11 protein-coding genes, 1 tRNA gene and 1 pseudogene are annotated in these 14,859 nt (G+C 59.0%); 7 read left to right on the forward strand and 6 right to left on the reverse strand.

The features are described 5' to 3' along the window. Entirely contained in the window at positions 1–1,020 is a 1,020-nt protein-coding gene (locus LOL23_RS11260) for an MBL fold metallo-hydrolase (protein WP_237173599.1), read from the reverse strand. 356 nt (positions 1,021–1,376) lie between these two features. Here LOL23_RS11260 and LOL23_RS11265 point away from each other — a divergent pair, with 356 nt between their 5' ends. The 3 genes from LOL23_RS11265 to LOL23_RS11275 all read left to right on the forward strand — a co-directional run bounded on the left by LOL23_RS11265 (position 1,377) and on the right by LOL23_RS11275 (position 6,020). Continuing rightward, positions 1,377–2,360, forward strand: a complete 984-nt coding sequence (locus tag LOL23_RS11265; RefSeq protein ID WP_160981594.1) for a helix-turn-helix transcriptional regulator — start codon at positions 1,377–1,379, stop codon at positions 2,358–2,360. 100 nt (positions 2,361–2,460) lie between these two features. After that, positions 2,461–4,659 carry a TonB-dependent alcaligin siderophore receptor FauA gene (gene fauA / locus LOL23_RS11270; protein ID WP_202411792.1) on the forward strand — a complete coding sequence of 733 codons (2,199 nt, stop codon included), beginning with the start codon at positions 2,461–2,463 and terminating at the stop codon, positions 4,657–4,659. A gap of 188 nt (positions 4,660–4,847) precedes the next feature. Beyond that, entirely contained in the window at positions 4,848–6,020 is a 1,173-nt protein-coding gene (locus LOL23_RS11275) for an MFS transporter (RefSeq protein WP_255772751.1), read from the forward strand. 379 nt (positions 6,021–6,399) lie between these two features. On the opposite strand, the gene LOL23_RS11280 is transcribed toward LOL23_RS11275, so the two are convergent. Beyond that, positions 6,400–6,475, reverse strand: a tRNA-Gly gene (locus LOL23_RS11280). 307 nt (positions 6,476–6,782) lie between these two features. Between LOL23_RS11280 and murB the strand changes: the two genes are divergently transcribed. Then, the gene (murB, locus tag LOL23_RS11285; protein ID WP_439652096.1) at positions 6,783–7,832 is read left to right on the forward strand and encodes a UDP-N-acetylmuramate dehydrogenase; all 1,050 of its coding nucleotides are present in this window, start codon (positions 6,783–6,785) and stop codon (positions 7,830–7,832) included. A 136-nt stretch (positions 7,833–7,968) separates the two neighbouring features. Here murB and dapB read toward each other — a convergent pair whose 3' ends face one another. Both dapB and LOL23_RS19155 read right to left on the reverse strand, forming a co-directional pair. After that, entirely contained in the window at positions 7,969–8,760 is a 792-nt protein-coding gene (gene dapB / locus LOL23_RS11290; RefSeq protein WP_160981300.1) for a 4-hydroxy-tetrahydrodipicolinate reductase, read from the reverse strand. 268 nt (positions 8,761–9,028) lie between these two features. Beyond that, positions 9,029–9,427, reverse strand: a pseudogene (locus tag LOL23_RS19155) (outer membrane protein assembly factor BamE); the annotation flags it as partial. A gap of 160 nt (positions 9,428–9,587) precedes the next feature. Between LOL23_RS19155 and fur the strand changes: the two are divergent. Then, positions 9,588–10,028, forward strand: a complete 441-nt coding sequence (fur, locus tag LOL23_RS11300) for a ferric iron uptake transcriptional regulator (RefSeq protein ID WP_160981295.1) — start codon at positions 9,588–9,590, stop codon at positions 10,026–10,028. A 27-nt stretch (positions 10,029–10,055) separates the two neighbouring features. Here the strand turns inward: fur and recN are convergent, their stop codons facing one another. Together recN and LOL23_RS11310 are read right to left on the reverse strand one after the other, a co-directional pair. Beyond that, complete coding sequence (gene recN, locus LOL23_RS11305) at positions 10,056–11,699, reverse strand: DNA repair protein RecN (RefSeq protein ID WP_160981293.1); 1,644 nt, start codon at positions 11,697–11,699, stop codon at positions 10,056–10,058. A 3-nt stretch (positions 11,700–11,702) separates the two neighbouring features. Continuing rightward, complete coding sequence (locus LOL23_RS11310; protein WP_160981291.1) at positions 11,703–12,602, reverse strand: NAD kinase; 900 nt, start codon at positions 12,600–12,602, stop codon at positions 11,703–11,705. A gap of 130 nt (positions 12,603–12,732) precedes the next feature. Here LOL23_RS11310 and hrcA point away from each other — a divergent pair, with 130 nt between their 5' ends. Continuing rightward, complete coding sequence (hrcA, locus tag LOL23_RS11315; RefSeq protein ID WP_160981289.1) at positions 12,733–13,740, forward strand: heat-inducible transcriptional repressor HrcA; 1,008 nt, start codon at positions 12,733–12,735, stop codon at positions 13,738–13,740. Next, positions 13,733–14,812: a ferrochelatase gene (hemH, locus tag LOL23_RS11320; protein ID WP_237173602.1), complete on the forward strand. Its 1,080-nt coding sequence runs from the start codon at positions 13,733–13,735 to the stop codon at positions 14,810–14,812. The genes hrcA and hemH overlap by 8 nt, the downstream gene beginning before the upstream one ends. Positions 14,813–14,859 lie beyond the last annotated feature (47 nt).

Genomic DNA, 14,859 nt, shown 5'->3' on the forward strand with positions numbered 1-14,859 from the left:
TTATTGCGCCTGCAGGAGCTGGTTTTCAAGCGAAATATAGGTGTTATAGGCGTTCATCCGGTTTGCAAACTCAAACATCGGGGCGTGTTCGAACGCGCTCCAGTCCGCCTGCGCATAGGCTTCTTCGAACGACATCATGTCTTCCGCTGCGTTGCCCATTACCTGCCGCAGATGCGTCAGGTAATGGGTGAGGAACTGGATGTCCTCATACGGACGTGTAGAGTGCGGGCCATGCCCGGGGATGATTGCCACCAAGTCCATGCCCGGAAGCGTTTTCAATGATGCTAGCCAATGCCCGCTGTCGGCCTCGTTGCCAACATAGGGGATGCGCCCCCGGAAAATCAGGTCTCCGGCATACAGGGTTTTCTTCTCGCGTACATACACCGCGATATCTTCCGCCGTATGTGCGGGCCCAACATGCATGATATCCAAGGTGGTATCGCCGAATGTCAGCGTTCGCGGGCTATCGATCCATTCAGACGCCTCGACGATTCGTGTATTGCCGTCGATCCACGGGGCCATTTCTTCACGCGACGCCTGCAGCCGCTTTGCCGCAGTATCGGAAACCAGATAGTTTTTGCCTAGCTGATGCGCCATGATGGGGATATTCATATCCGCATAAACTTGCGCGCCATAGATGTGGTCGGCATGGTAATGCGTCAAGATGACTTGTATGACCTTCTTGGGCGTAATGCTGGCGATCTCATCCAGCAGGCGTCGAGCCAGCACGGGCGATCCGAGCGCATCGACGATCACTACACCTTCGGACGTGATGATGAAGCCCGCGTTGGAGATGAAATTTTGATTCTTCGCGGAGCCCAACTCAAAAAGCCCCTGCACATACCAGCAGCCCGGCGTAACCTCCTGTGGCTGCATGGCCGGCACGCCGGTGTTTTCGGGTGCGGTATTCTCCGACGCGAACGCCATGCTGCTTGAAAAACCCGTAAACAGCCCCGCGCCCGTCAGCCCAATACTTCGCTTCAGTATCTCGCGACGATCCGGGAAACAGGACAAACACATACGTTCAACCCCCTACGCATATTCCATGGCGTGCTATTCGCCTCAATAGTCTGAGAACGATGAGGCTCTTTAGACTTTAGACGTCTCGTTTTGTGGTTCCAGGTACAGATACCCTTCTTGCAGGCACTGCCTGGGGATTTGCAGTTGAATACTTGGTTTATACCTGAAGCAATTTGATATTGCACATTTGTATTCAGCGCCAACCACGCATGGTTCCATTTGCAAAATGATTGCCTTGACCTATCAAATGGTAATGTGTTCTATTCTCAATATTGTTGTTTATTGTTCGAACACATGATCAGATGGTGCAGATCCAGTCCTTGGCATGGATCAGCCGCTTCCTCTCTACACGCCTCATGGCAATATTCACGGTTTCCGACTTCGACCGGCTGGGAAGTCGTGCGGGGTTTCGCTATCGTCTGCCAAAATATGCTGGCCTAAACAAGGGCACGGAGAACCTTTGCATTGCGGAAGGGCGAATTCAGGAGCACGACATTCGGCCGGAGCTGAGGCTCGTGCTTTCGGACATCGTGACTCATCACCAGTATGAGGCGGCATCGGAGGCTGTCCCGCAGTTTACCGCCATCATCATGCTGCAAGGCCAAGCGCACGCCCAACTGGAAAGCCATGGCAACGTCAGTATGGTGGCGCAGAGCGGGGCAAGTATTTCCTACGGGGATGCTGTGAGCATGATAGGTGTGCATCCTGCGGGGCAGCGGCTGCGCAGTGTGAATCTCTCGCTCAGCAGTCCTGATTGCGTCGGTGACACGCAGCTCGGCGATACTCTTGCCAAAGTTATGTGTACGCCCGGAGTGCAGTTTCGGTGTTGGGCCGTGCAAACACATCTTTTACAAGCCATCGAACATATCATCGTCAGCCCTTGGCAAGGTGCCATGCAGCGTCTGTTGATTGAGGGCGTGGGCCTGCAAGTGCTGGCCCATGCGCTGGCTGGCTTATCCGAAGCCCCTTGCAGAGAGTCTCGCGCGTCGGCACGCGATCGGCAATTATTGGAGCGAGTGCGCGAACGTCTATATAGCGCGCCAGGTGAAGACCATACGCTGGCGGAACTCGCCGCATTGGCTTGCATGAGCCCCAGCACGCTGCGTGCGAAATTCCAGGCAACTTTCCACTGCTCGATTTTTGGTTGGCTGCGTGAGCGGAGGTTAGAAGTTGCTCGCGAGTATCTTGCGCAAGGGGGAAGCGTTCAGCAAGCCGCCCATTTTGTCGGGTACCGCCATGCCACTAACTTTGCCACGGCGTTCCGCGCGCGCTACGGTATCGCGCCCAGCGAGGCTGCGCAGACGCGACGATTCGATACTTCTCGCCGAACCAAGGCATAAGGATCGGCGTTTGGGATAGCGCTTTCACGTTTGATCAAACCTAGGCAATAACAACCGAACCAATAATTCTGTATCTATGTTGATGCAGAGATGTTTCGCTATGCCGCTTGCTTTGCCCCTTGTGATGTCGGTGCGCGCGCGCCCGCTATTTTTCTTAATTCATACTGCCGTATTCTTTGCCGCCATTGGTGGGTCAGTTCGTGCGCAGGAACGTTCCACATTGGTCCAGCCCGTGGAGCTTTCCACAATTACCGTCAGGCGGGCAAGCGAGCCGGGCCTGACGGAGACGTCCCGCGCCTATACGACAGACATTATGGACACAGCGACCGGGTTGCCGTTGTCGATACGCGATACGCCTCAGTCGGTCAGTGTGGTGACGCGGCAAATGATGGATGATCGCGGCATGCAGACAACGGCAGACGCGCTGCAAAGCGCACCTAGCGTTTCTGTCACGCGCAGCGACACCAATCGTTATGCGTTTTCGGCGCGTGGCTTCAGCATTGACAACTATCAGTTCGATGGCTGGACGCAGCCCGTGCTTTCGCCATGGGCGTTCGGTGAAAGCAATCTCGACCTGGCAGTATTCGATCGGGTGGAGATTGTGCGCGGCGCGACCGGCCTGATGACGGGCGCGGGCAATCCATCCGCTGCGGTCAACTATGTTCGCAAACGGCCGTTGCGCGGTTTTGCCGCATCAGCGGGCATTGATGCCGGCAGTTGGGATTTCGTACGAGGCTTTGCGGATATCTCCACTCTTATTACTCAAGATGGCCGTATACGTGGGAGACTCATTGGCGCGTATGCGAAAGCAAACAGTTATACAGAACTGCAAGACTCAACCGCCCGCACACTGTATGGTGTGATCACCGCCGACCTGGCTGTTGGCACCGTGCTGACGGGTGGCGTGGTCTATCAGTCAACGGCAAACGATGGTTTTGGCAGCGGTTTCCCGCTCTTCTACAGCGATGGAGTACGAACAGATTTCAAGCGTTCCATCTCCAACAACGCCAGTTGGTCGCGCATTGCGAACGATACGACTGCGGGTTTCCTGGACCTGACACATCACTTCGCAAATGCTTGGAAGCTTCGCCTGACCTACAATCAGTCTGTGACTGATGCTGTGTTGAAGCAAATATTTCGGGGTGGGTATCCGGATCGGCATACCGGCTTGGGCACGGCGAATTCCTTTGCTTACTACAAAGGGGATGTGCATCGTAAAGGCCTGAACCTGTCGTTCTCAGGGCCGTTCTCGCTGTTCGGACGCGAGCATTCTTTCACGGTGGGGTGGATGCGTGCGGAGGATCGCCTTTCATTGCCACGGTATAGAGCCTTGGCTCCTGTGCCAGATGCGGGCAGTTTTTATAACCCCGGCGCAACACCTGAGCCGAACTGGTCTCAAATGCCCTCACAGGCCGACGACCTGGATAACACACAGTCAGGTGGTTATGCAGTAGGCCGTTTTACAGTGATCGATAATTTGCAGCTGATCGTCGGGGGGCGGATCAGCACTTGGGAAACGGATCAAACTTTTTTTGGTGCCAAGCGGCAATATCGACATAAGCATGAGTTCGTCCCATACGCGGGCCTTGTGTTCGATCTGAATGACACTTATACCGCCTACGCCAGCTACACAGAGATATTCAAACCCCAGCATGCCCGCAACGAACACGCCACGATTTTGCCACCCATTAGTGGTAAAAGCTATGAACTGGGCATCAAGGCGGCCTGGTTTGGTGGCCGCCTTAACAGCGCGGCATCGCTGTTCCAGACACGCCAGGACAATCTGGCTGAAGCCACCGGCAATAACGTGATCGGTGCGCCGCCCAACACGCCTGCCTACCGTGCCGTGTCCGGCGCCAAGGTCGAAGGCGTAGAGGTGGAAATGGGCGGCGAACTATCCCCCGGCTGGAATGTGGCCAGCAGCTTCACCACATTTGTCGCTAAGGATACAAAGAGAAATCCGATCAATACCCATAAACCGCGCAGTTTGTTCAAACTTTACAGCACCTACCGGTTTCGGGGCGATTTCAACCGCCTGACCATCGGTGGCGGCGTGGATTGGCAGAACCGCATGTACCAGACTGCCACTGCGCCAGGCAATCGGACAGTGCAAGTCGAGCAAGGCAGCTACGCGATCGTCAATCTAATGGCCCGCTACGAATTCAACAAGCGCCTGACGGCGACACTGAACGTGAACAATCTGTTCGATAAAAAATACTACGCTCAAATCGGCTTCTACAACCAGGGATGGTACGGCGCCCCACGAAACGTGATGCTTGCGTTGAGAGCTCAGTATTGATCTCTGCATGCGGCACGCGTTGGCCCATGCCATCACACACTGCTGGCGCTCCACGTGCGATTGAATAGGCTGCTATAGTAGCCACGAGCTTGGTTGCTGGCTATTGCATGCGCGTTGAGCCGCCGTGTGGCGGTTAACGCAAGCTTGTACAAGATTTGCGCCAACACAAATAATTCAAAAGCAATGCCATGGTCAGCCCCTTCGCGTCCCATAAGATTGGAAAGCAATACGTCGTACTGTGTGTGGCGACATTTCTGTGTTTTCTTACAAGCTCTACGCTTACCCTGTTGAGCGTCATTCTCCACATGCGCAGTTTCAGTGCGAGCCAGATCGGTATCGTATTGTCCAGTCCTGGTGTTCCGCTCCTGGCGTCGCTTCTAGTGTCTGGCGTGCTCTCACGTAAATTCGGACCATTGCGAGTAATGCTCGCCGGGCAGGCCATAACAATAGTTTCGTTCGTATTGATGGAGTGGGGGCTGGCTTATTATGAATCCGCCATTTTGCTGCGGGCATCGATAGGGGTCGGATTTGGCCTGTACTTTACGGCGTCAATGATATATGCCCGGCAGTTGCTGAATGACTCCACTAATCTGCTTTATTATTTCGGCATATTCACCTCCATGATCCCGCTTCCAAATGCCCTGGGGCCTTTTGTTGCGGATGTATATCTCGATGCATTTGGATCGGGTGGTTTCTTTGCCATCATGTCCATCCCCTGCTTGCTGGGCATCGCGCTATTGATATGGTTGATCAACACAGAAGCGCCTTATACGCCTGCAGACACTGGGGTTGTTAGTGCTGGCAGCTACAAGAGAGTATTAGTGAGCCCGACCTTTCTGGTTCCCGGTGCAGCGATCTTCCTTGTAGGAATCATGTGGGGGTTCGCCGTTGCATACATGGCCTTATATCTCAAGCAGTTTGACATTGCGGTGGGGTTGTTTTTCTCGCCGCTGACCTTGCTGCTGTTTCTGTCCAGATTCGGGCTCATCCGCTACCTGCAGCGTTTATCCACAGCGCTCTTATCCTTCATTTCCTTTGGCTTGCTGGGGGTGTCCTATTTATTGATCGTCTTATCTATCGACGACACCACGGTTGTGCTGTCCGGTTTGACGTTCGGGCTGGGATACAGCCTCGCGTTTCCGCTCTTCAGCGTGTGGAGCACCCGCGGGGTTGAAGAGTCAGACCGCCCTGCAGCCATCGCATTGTTCAACGCATTCTTTCACGGCGGCATGTTTATGACGCCACTGCTCGTCGCGGTCACAACGGAGCTTGACCTTGGCAGTCATGTCCTGGCTTTGTTCATCGTTGCGGTTTTCGCTTCGATTGTATTTTTTATCGCGGGCAGAAAGGCAATGGGATGAAGAGGAGGGTGGTGTTATCGATGAACACCCGCGCAGTTTTTTGCTGGTGCGATAAAGGCCCATAGTCTAATCAGTTAAAACCCGCTGACGTTTTCTATCGCTCGGACGACAGCGCGGCTTGTTGCGGATTCAATGAGTTCTACACCATGCGGGTATTGGAGCGCTTGAGCTTCGTGCCCGAGGCCAGGACACGGATGTCGGAGGAAACGCGTGTCTTGCTCGTGGAGCGGTTCGATGCGGATGCGCAGGTTGTCGTCGCGCATGGGGCGAGGATGCTTGCGGCTAGCCGCCGCTGGACGAAAAAAAGGCCGAAACACAAAGTTTTCGGCCTTTTTTCAATCATCTATGGACGTTGGTGGATGTCCATGGATAAAAAATCTGGAGCGGGAAACGAGTCTCGAACTCGCGACCTCAACCTTGGCAAGGTTGCGCTCTACCAACTGAGCTATTCCCGCATTTTTACTGCACTTTCTCGTTGCTGGCATCGCCGTTGGGCGTTGCGTTTTCCGAAGAAGGCTCGCATTATATAGAGTTTTTTTTGGGTGTGCAACTTGGGGCATGATGGGCGCGCGACTTGGGTGGTAGGCCTTTTTCCGCGAGGCTTTTGCTGGTTTGTTCGCGTTGTTTTTGCGTGGTTGCCCGTTGCTGGTGGCTTACGGCGTAATGCGCGCACAGGCTGCGCATGGCACCTCCCGATCTTCAGCGTTATGCTTATGCCTTTTGCGGCGCGCGGTGGTGCGCTGTCTTGTACCGGGGCCCTTTATTTTGCTCGACGTTCGCGCTCAAGATCTCACTGCACTCAATACGCTGGGCCTGCGGGCGCGGGCATCTGCGCTGGTGGTGTATACCGGCCAGGCGCAGTTGCCCGCGCTGTCGGCGTTGGCGCAGCAGCACGGCCAGGTGTTTGTACTGGGGGGCGGCAGCAATGTGGTGCTGGGGCCGGTGATCGATGGGCTGGTCATCAAGGTGGCGTCGCGCGGCATACGCTTGCTGGAGGCGCGGGACGACTGTTGGATCGTCGAAGCGCAGGGAGGCGTGGTCTGGCACGATTTTGTCGCGCATTGCCTGGAAAATGGCTGGGCAGGGCTGGAAAACCTTGCGCTGATACCGGGCACGGTGGGGGCGGCGCCGGTGCAAAATATCGGTGCTTATGGTGTGGAATTCGATCAGCGCTTTCATAGCCTGGATGCCTGGGATCTAAAGCACGCCCGCATGGTCACCATGTCGGCGCGGGACTGCGGGTTTTCATATCGGCATAGTGTTTTCAAGGAAGGCGAGCCCGGCAGATGGCTGATTACGGCGGTGCGTTTCCGCCTGCCCAGGCCATGGCGGCCGGTGCTGGATTATCCCGATCTGCAGCGTCACACTTCGGTGGCCGAGGCGGGGCAGGGCATAGGGCCGCGCGATATCTTCGATGCCGTGTGTGATATCCGCCGCCGCAAGCTGCCAGATCCGGCCGTACTGGGCAATGCGGGCAGCTTCTTCAAGAATCCGATTGTCAATAATGCCGCAGCGGATGCGCTGCAGCAACGCTACCCTGATCTGGTGAGGTATCCGCAGGCCGATGGCCAGCACAGCAAGCTGGCGGCGGGCTGGATGATAGACCGTGCAGGCTGGAAGGGCCGGCGGGTCGGGCCGGTGGGCACGCATGACCGCCAGGCGCTGGTGTTGGTGAACCACGGCGGCGCCACAGCGGCTGACGTCGCCCGGCTGGCAGATGCCATCAGGGCGGACGTACAGCGGATGTTTGGCGTGAACCTGGAGCAGGAGCCGGTGGCCGTGCCAGCCAGCGCGCCTGCCCACCGGCAATAAATAGGGCAAAGCGCAGGGGCAGGGTGCCGTTTGCCCATTGCTGCTGACATCGCGCGGCTGGCCAAGCAGCCCGTCTGAATGTGAATTGGCCACCCTCGGGTGGCCAATGTTTATTGCACCATGAATGCCGCCGGGCTCAGGTGGCCAGCACGTCTTGCATATCGAACAGGCCGAACTGTTTGCGGGCCAGGTAGCGCGCGGCGCGCAGGCTGCCTTGCGCATAGGTGGCGCGGCTGCTGGAACGGTGCGTGATCTCAATGCGCTCGCCAGTGCCACAGAAGTAGACGGTGTGGTCGCCAATGATGTCGCCGCCGCGCACCACCGAGAACCCGATGCGGCCGCTTTCACGCGGGCCGGTGACACCGTGACGCGCCCAGTCGGCAACGTCGTCGAGCTTTTTACCCCACGCGTGTGCCACAGTGTCGCCCATGGCCAGCGCGGTGCCCGACGGTGCATCGACCTTGTTGCGGTGATGAGCCTCGAAGACTTCGACGTCATAGCCTTCGTTGAGCAGGCGCGCAGCCATGTCGAGCAGTTTGAGGGTGGCGTTGACGCCGACGCTCATATTGGGAGCAAAGACGACCGCGATCTGCTTGCTGGCGGCCTGGATAGCCTGCTTGCCCTTGTCGTCGAAGCCGGTAGTGCCGATGACGCACTTGGTGCCATGCTGGACGCAGGCCTGCAGATGGACCAGTGTGCCCTCGGGCCGGGTGAAGTCGATCAGGCAGTCTGCGTTGGCCAGTTGGCCGAGATCTTCGCTGATCAGCACGCCGGTTTCACGGCCCAGAAAGGCACCCGCATCCTGGCCAATCGCGGCAGTGCCGGGACGGTCCAGCGCCACGGTGAGGGTGAGATCCGGGCTTTGCAGCACGGCTTCGATCAGCATGCGACCCATGCGCCCATCGGCGCCCGCAATTGCAATACGCATTGTTTCTCCTTGCTAAGACGTAGCTTCAGCGCAACGGCTCGCTGGTGCTGCGACCGGCCGACGGTGCGCCGGGTTGTGTGTGTTGCGACGACGAATTGTTCAGTATGCCGCTGGTGGGCTGCTGGGTATTGCCTTCCGCAGTGCCAGTAGTGTGCGTGCCGGTGCCCGTGCCGTCGCGGAGCTCGCTGGTGGTGCTGCCTCCAGTCTGTACGGGTTGCGTCTGGGCGGCGCCCGTCTCAGTGCCGGTAGGCTGGGCGCTCGTCGTGGATTCTGCCTTGGCGCCTTTGGCGTCGGCCCCGGTGTCCGCCTTCTGGAAGGGCTGCCGATCAGGCTGCTCGTCGCCTTCCCAGCGTACCAGCGTATCGCCCTCGAACCATACCGTGAAGTTGCGCTGCTGCGATTTGCCGTAGCCTGGATTGTTGTAATAGGGATAATCCCAGCGGTCGGCGTGGAAGATATCCTGCAGTGTGGGTGTGCCCAGGATGAAGCGCACCTGTTCGCGCGTCATGCCCGGCTGCAGGCGGGCCACCTGCTCGGATGTGATCCAGTTGCCTTGCTGGATAGTGGGGCGGTACGGGAACCCCCAATTGGTGGAGCCGCAAGCCGCAAGGGCGGTGACGATGACGCCAGCCGCAAGGCCGGCGCGCAGCGCGCGGGTAAATGATATTGCAGTAGTCAGCACAAAACGCCCCTGTGTTATCCAGAACGAACTAAAACCGTTATCATAAAGGGTAAGTATATGAACGCATAAGCGTCGAGTGTTCCCGCAGCCGCAGTCGATCGCGCCGTCGGTCTGTTTTTTCACCCGCCAAAGCATTTTATTAGTTATGAACGATCAAAGTGAATTGAAGAACATGGGCCTGAAGGCAACGTTTCCGCGCCTGAAGATCCTTGATATCTTTCGTCGCGCGGATCAGCGCCATCAAAGCGCCGAAGACATCTACCGCGCCCTGATTGCCGAGCAGGTCGATATCGGCCTCGCCACCGTCTATCGTGTACTTACACAGTTCGAGCAGGCAGGCATTCTGGTGCGTAGCCAATTCGACGGCGGCAAGGCCGTGTTCGAACTGAATGATGGCGATCACCATGATCACCTCATCTGCACCACTTGCGGCAAGGTCGAGGAGTTTACCGACCACGAAATCGAAAAGCGCCAGCACAAAATCGCCAAAGAGCACAATTTTGTACTAGAAAGCCACACCATGATGCTGTACGGCATCTGCCCCGAATGCCATGCCAAAGGGGCAGGCAAAGGGCCGGTTGCGTAAGCGCCGGCTGCCCAGGCGTGCTGGCCGCTAGCTGGCCAGCATCTCCCGCGCATGCTTGCGGGTGGTGTCGGTGATCTTCAACCCACCCAGCATGCGCGCCACTTCATTTTCCCTGCCTGCGTCATCCAGCGACACGATGCTGGACAGCGTGCGTTCGCCCTCTGTGGCTTTGCGCACTTCGTAGTGGTGTATGCCCCGCGCGGCCACTTGCGGCAGGTGTGTTACGCACAATACCTGGTGCCGCTCGCCCAGTTCGCGCAACAGGCGGCCCACCACATCGGCCACGGCGCCGCCGATGCCAGTGTCGACTTCGTCGAAAATGAGCGTCGGCACCCGCGCCGCCTGGCTGGCGATGACGGACAATGCGAGCGAAATACGCGCGAGCTCCCCGCCCGACGCCACCTTGGCCAGCGGCCGTGGTGTCGTGCCGGCATGGCCCGCCACCAGGAACTCGACCGCTTCGGTGCCATGCGGCCCAGGCGAGCAGGCAGACAGTGCAACATCGAACCGACCGCCCTGCATGGCCAGCGTCTGCATGGCCTCGGAAACGCGTTTGGCAAGGGATTTACCCGTTTTACGGCGGGCGGCGCCCAGTTTCTCAGCAAGATCGGTATAGTGTTTCCGAGCGTCGTCGGCCTTGTGCCGCAGCGCCTCAGTATCGGCCGCCGCCTGGCTGGCGTCGAGCTTTTCCACCAGTGATTGCTGCAGGGCGGGTAACTCTGCCGGCTCAACGCTGAACTTGCGGGCCAGCTCAAAGACCGCCCCAAGCCGTTGTTCGGCCTGGGCAAGGCGGTCGGGCTCGGGCTCTAGCCGATCTACGTAGCTGTTTAGGTCCGACACGGCCTCGTCGGCCGAGATGCGCGCCGATTCGATGGCATCGTATATGCCTTGCAGTTGGGGATCGTGGCGTAACAGAGCATGCAGGCTGTGTGCCGCTGTGGTGAGCGCGTGGCGTGCCGAACCGTCTTCGCCGTCCAGCGCGACCAGCGCCGCAGCAGCGCCATCGAGCAGCGACTGGGCGTGAGCCAGGCGGCTGTGTTCGGTGTTGAGGGTATCCCATTCGCCGGGAGCCAGGCCCAGGCGGTCGAGCTCGCCCAGGCGCCATTCGAGGCGTTCGCGCTCTTCCTGCAGTGCGGCTGCATTGAGCCGTGCGTCTTCGAGCTGCCGCTGCAGGGTTTGCCACGCCTGCCAGGCCAGTTGCACTTGCCGTGCCAGCTCGGTGTGGCCGCCTTGCGCATCGAGCAAGTCGCGCTGGCTGGCTGCCTTGAGCAGGCTTTGGTGGGCATGTTGGCCGTGGATGTCGACCAGGAGCTCGCCCAGCTCGCGCAGTTGCGTCAGGGCGACGGGCAAGCCGTTGATGAAGGCGCGGCTGCGACCCTGGGCGTCGATTACCCGCCGCAACAAGAGGGCATCGTCGGCGTCGAGCTCGCGAGCGGAGAGCCATTCGCGCACATTGGCAGGCGGGTCGAAGACGGCGGTGATGTCGGCGCGAGAAGCGCCTTCACGCAGCATGCTTGCGTCGCCGCGCGCGCCCAGCGCCAGCGACAGCGCATCGACCAATATGGATTTGCCGGCGCCTGTTTCACCTGAAAATACGGTGAAGCCCGCTTCGAAATGCAGCTCGGCCTCGTCGACAATGACGAAATCGCGGATATGAAGCGTGCGCAGCATGGCTTATTCGGCCTCGTCCGAAAGTTGCGGTATATGGTTCCAGTACAGCTTGCGGCGTAGCGTGGAAAAGAAACTGTAGCCTGTGGGGTGGATGAAACGGACAGTGTTCTGGGCACGCTTTACCTGCACGCGATCACCCGGCTGGCAGTCTGACCATGTCTGCATGTCGAAGTGAACGCTGGCGCCGGATTCTACACGGCCCAGCGCCGTTACGGTAAGCGTGAGCACGCCCGTATCGGGCAGCACAATGGGCCGGTTGGACAAGGTTTGTGGGGCCACTGGCACCAGCAGCATGGCATTCAGGTCGGGGTGTACCACCGGGCCCGATGCGGAGAGCGAATAGGCGGTGGAGCCGGTGGGCGTGGCAACGATCAGGCCGTCTGCGCGCTGGCTGTACATGAAGGTGCCATCGAATTCGACGCGCACCTCGATCATGCCGCCCCGGCCGGCGCGGTTCAGCACCACGTCGTTCAGGGCCAGCCCCGAAAACAGGATTTCGTCGCCGCGCGTTACCGAGCCTTCCAGCATGACGCGGTCTTCGGTATCGAAGTTGCCATGAATAACGCTGGCCAGCGCATCATTGGCGCTTTGCAGCGGAATATCGGTAATGAAGCCCAGGCGCCCGTGATTGATGCCGATGACGGGCACGCCGCTGGATGCCAGTTGGCGGGCGGCGCCCAGCATGGTGCCGTCCCCACCCATCACCACGGCTAGATCGGCCCGGCTGCCGATTTCCGCATAGCTGGCGGCCGGGTGTTCGGTGATGCCTGTATTGCGGGCCGTATCTGCCTCGACAAGGACCGTGCAGCCGGCGGCCTCGAGGGTGGCGGCCAGCTTGCGCAGCGGCGCGTCCAGGCCCGTGTCCTGGTAGCGCCCAATGATGGCAACGGTCTTGAAATGCATGAGGTGGATACCTTGTCTGGGGTGGTGTAACGGGGAGCGTGCTTTGATTATAGAATCCCGCAAGCGGTGCGGTGTGCGGGCGGCATGGCCGATGCGCGCCCGATTTCCCAATATCTCATAAAATAGGGTCATGGATGACCGAGCCAATGCGCTGCTCAAGGCGCTCATAGAACGTTACATTGCTGATGGCCAGCCAGTCGGCTCGCGCACGCTTTCGAAGATGTTCGATCTTTCGCCGGCCACCATCCGCAATGTAATGGCCGATCTCGAAGATCTAGGCCTGATACACAGCCCGCACACATCCGCAGGCCGCGTACCCACGCCCAAGGGGTATCGCATATTCGTCGATCGCTTGTTGGCGGTGCAGCGTTTCGAGGTGCTGCCGTCCACGCAGATCCGCGAGATGCTGCCGGCGGCCGAGCCCAGCCGGGCTGTCAACGCGGCGGCGGCGCTGCTGTCCAACCTTACGCAGTTTGCCGGCGTGGTGCTGGCCCCCAAGCGCGCGCAGGTCTTCCGCCAGATCGAATTCATTCGTCTATCGGGGCGCCGCGTGCTGCTCATCATCGTCACCCCTGACGGCGACGTGCAAAACCGCATCCTGTTTGTGCAGCGCGATTACCCCGAGCAGGAACTGCTCGAGGCCAGCAATTTCTTCAATCAGCACTTTTCGGGCAAATCGTTCTCCGAGGTGCGGGCCATGCTCACGCAAGAGCTCTCTTCTCTGCAGGCTGATATCTCCCGGCTGATGCAAGCGGCTGTCGAGGCCGGCACCGCCGAAGACGATGATGACGATGCGCTGGTTATCTCGGGCGAAAGCAAACTGCTCGATGTGTCGGAAATCGCATCAGACATGACACGCCTGCGCAATATGTTCTCGATGTTCGAGAAAAAAACCGAATTGCTTCAGCTTCTGGATGTGTCCAGCCGTGCGCAGGGTGTACAAATCTACATCGGCGGCGATTCCCGACTGGTGCCGATGGAAGACGTATCCGTCATCACTGCCCCGTACGGGGTGGATGGCAACATCGTTGGCACATTGGGCGTTATCGGCCCCTCGCGGATGGCATACGAGCGTGTCATTCCCATCGTAGATATCACTGCCCGCTTGCTTTCCAACGCACTCAGCCACAATGCTTAAATCCCGTTTTCTCCCCGAGGCCGCTGATCCACATGCATTCAGCGACGCGCCGCCGCCGCATGCGCCAGGCCCCATTGGTGTCCTGCTCATCAACCTGGGCACGCCTGATGCGCCCACGCCCAAGGCAATCCGGCGCTATCTGGCCGAGTTTCTGTCCGATCCACGCGTCATCGAGATCCCCCAGTGGATATGGCAGATTATTCTGCGTGGCATCATCCTTGTGCGGCGGCCCACGGCGCTGGCCCCGCGTTATCGCGAAATCTGGCTAGAGCAGGGCTCGCCTCTGCTGGTCTGGAGTGAGGCCTTGGCCAGCCAGGTGCGTATGAATCTTGCGGGCCAAGGCCTAGACGCCTGCGTGGCCCTGGGCATGCGCTATGGCTCCCCCTCGGTGGCTTCGGCCATGGACGAGCTTCGTGCGCAAGGCTGCGAGCGTATGCTGGTCGTTCCGATGTATCCCCAGTATGCGGCCAGCACCACAGCTACCGCCGTAGACAAGGTAGCCGAGTATGCAGCCAGGCTGCGCAACCAGCCCGAGCTGCGCTTCATCAAGCGCTATAACGTGCTGCCTGGCTACATACAGGCGCTGGCGCAATCCGTGCGCGCGCATTGGCAGGCCAATGGCGTGCCCGACCGCCTGCTGCTCAGTTTTCATGGTCTGCCGCGTGTCACGGTAGAGCAGGGCGATCCTTATCGCCGCGATTGCCTCGAGACCGCGCAGCACTTGCGCCAAGCACTGGGGGCAGACGGCGAGCGGGTGCACGTGGCGTTCCAGAGCCGCTTCGGAGCGCAGGAATGGCTGCAGCCATATACCGAACCTACGTTGCGCCAGTGGGCGAGGCAGGGTGTGCGGCGTGTAGACGTCATGTGCCCGGGCTTCTTGGCTGATTGCATCGAAACACTCGAAGAAATCCAGATGCAGTGTCGCGACGCATTCATACACGAAGGTGGCAGCGAGTTCCGCTATATCCCATGCCTGAATGGCGACCCGACCTGGGGCGCCAGCCTGGCCGGGTTGATCCGTCAGCATTTGGGCGGCTGGCTGCCCACGTCCGCATCATCCCCCCAACAGTAGGCGCGAAGCTTGCCCCGTGGTAAAGGGCAGCCCCGCGATATTGGATG

This window comes from Paracandidimonas lactea (assembly GCF_021653995.1).
Classification (GTDB): Bacteria; Pseudomonadota; Gammaproteobacteria; order Burkholderiales; family Burkholderiaceae_B; genus Allopusillimonas; species Allopusillimonas lactea.

What these genes read in the sequence shown, in the direction of transcription:
- LOL23_RS11260 (WP_237173599.1), bottom strand. Translation starts at nt 1,020, where the DNA reads ATGTGTTTGTCCTGTTTCCCGGATCGTCGCGAGATACTGAAGCGAAGT.
- LOL23_RS11265 (WP_160981594.1), top strand. Translation starts at nt 1,377, where the DNA reads ATGGCAATATTCACGGTTTCCGACTTCGACCGGCTGGGAAGTCGTGCG.
- fauA (WP_202411792.1), top strand. Translation starts at nt 2,461, where the DNA reads ATGCCGCTTGCTTTGCCCCTTGTGATGTCGGTGCGCGCGCGCCCGCTA.
- LOL23_RS11275 (WP_255772751.1), top strand. Translation starts at nt 4,848, where the DNA reads ATGGTCAGCCCCTTCGCGTCCCATAAGATTGGAAAGCAATACGTCGTA.
- dapB (WP_160981300.1), bottom strand. Translation starts at nt 8,760, where the DNA reads ATGCGTATTGCAATTGCGGGCGCCGATGGGCGCATGGGTCGCATGCTG.
- fur (WP_160981295.1), top strand. Translation starts at nt 9,588, where the DNA reads ATGAACGATCAAAGTGAATTGAAGAACATGGGCCTGAAGGCAACGTTT.
- recN (WP_160981293.1), bottom strand. Translation starts at nt 11,699, where the DNA reads ATGCTGCGCACGCTTCATATCCGCGATTTCGTCATTGTCGACGAGGCC.
- LOL23_RS11310 (WP_160981291.1), bottom strand. Translation starts at nt 12,602, where the DNA reads ATGCATTTCAAGACCGTTGCCATCATTGGGCGCTACCAGGACACGGGC.
- hrcA (WP_160981289.1), top strand. Translation starts at nt 12,733, where the DNA reads ATGGATGACCGAGCCAATGCGCTGCTCAAGGCGCTCATAGAACGTTAC.
- hemH (WP_237173602.1), top strand. Translation starts at nt 13,733, where the DNA reads ATGCTTAAATCCCGTTTTCTCCCCGAGGCCGCTGATCCACATGCATTC.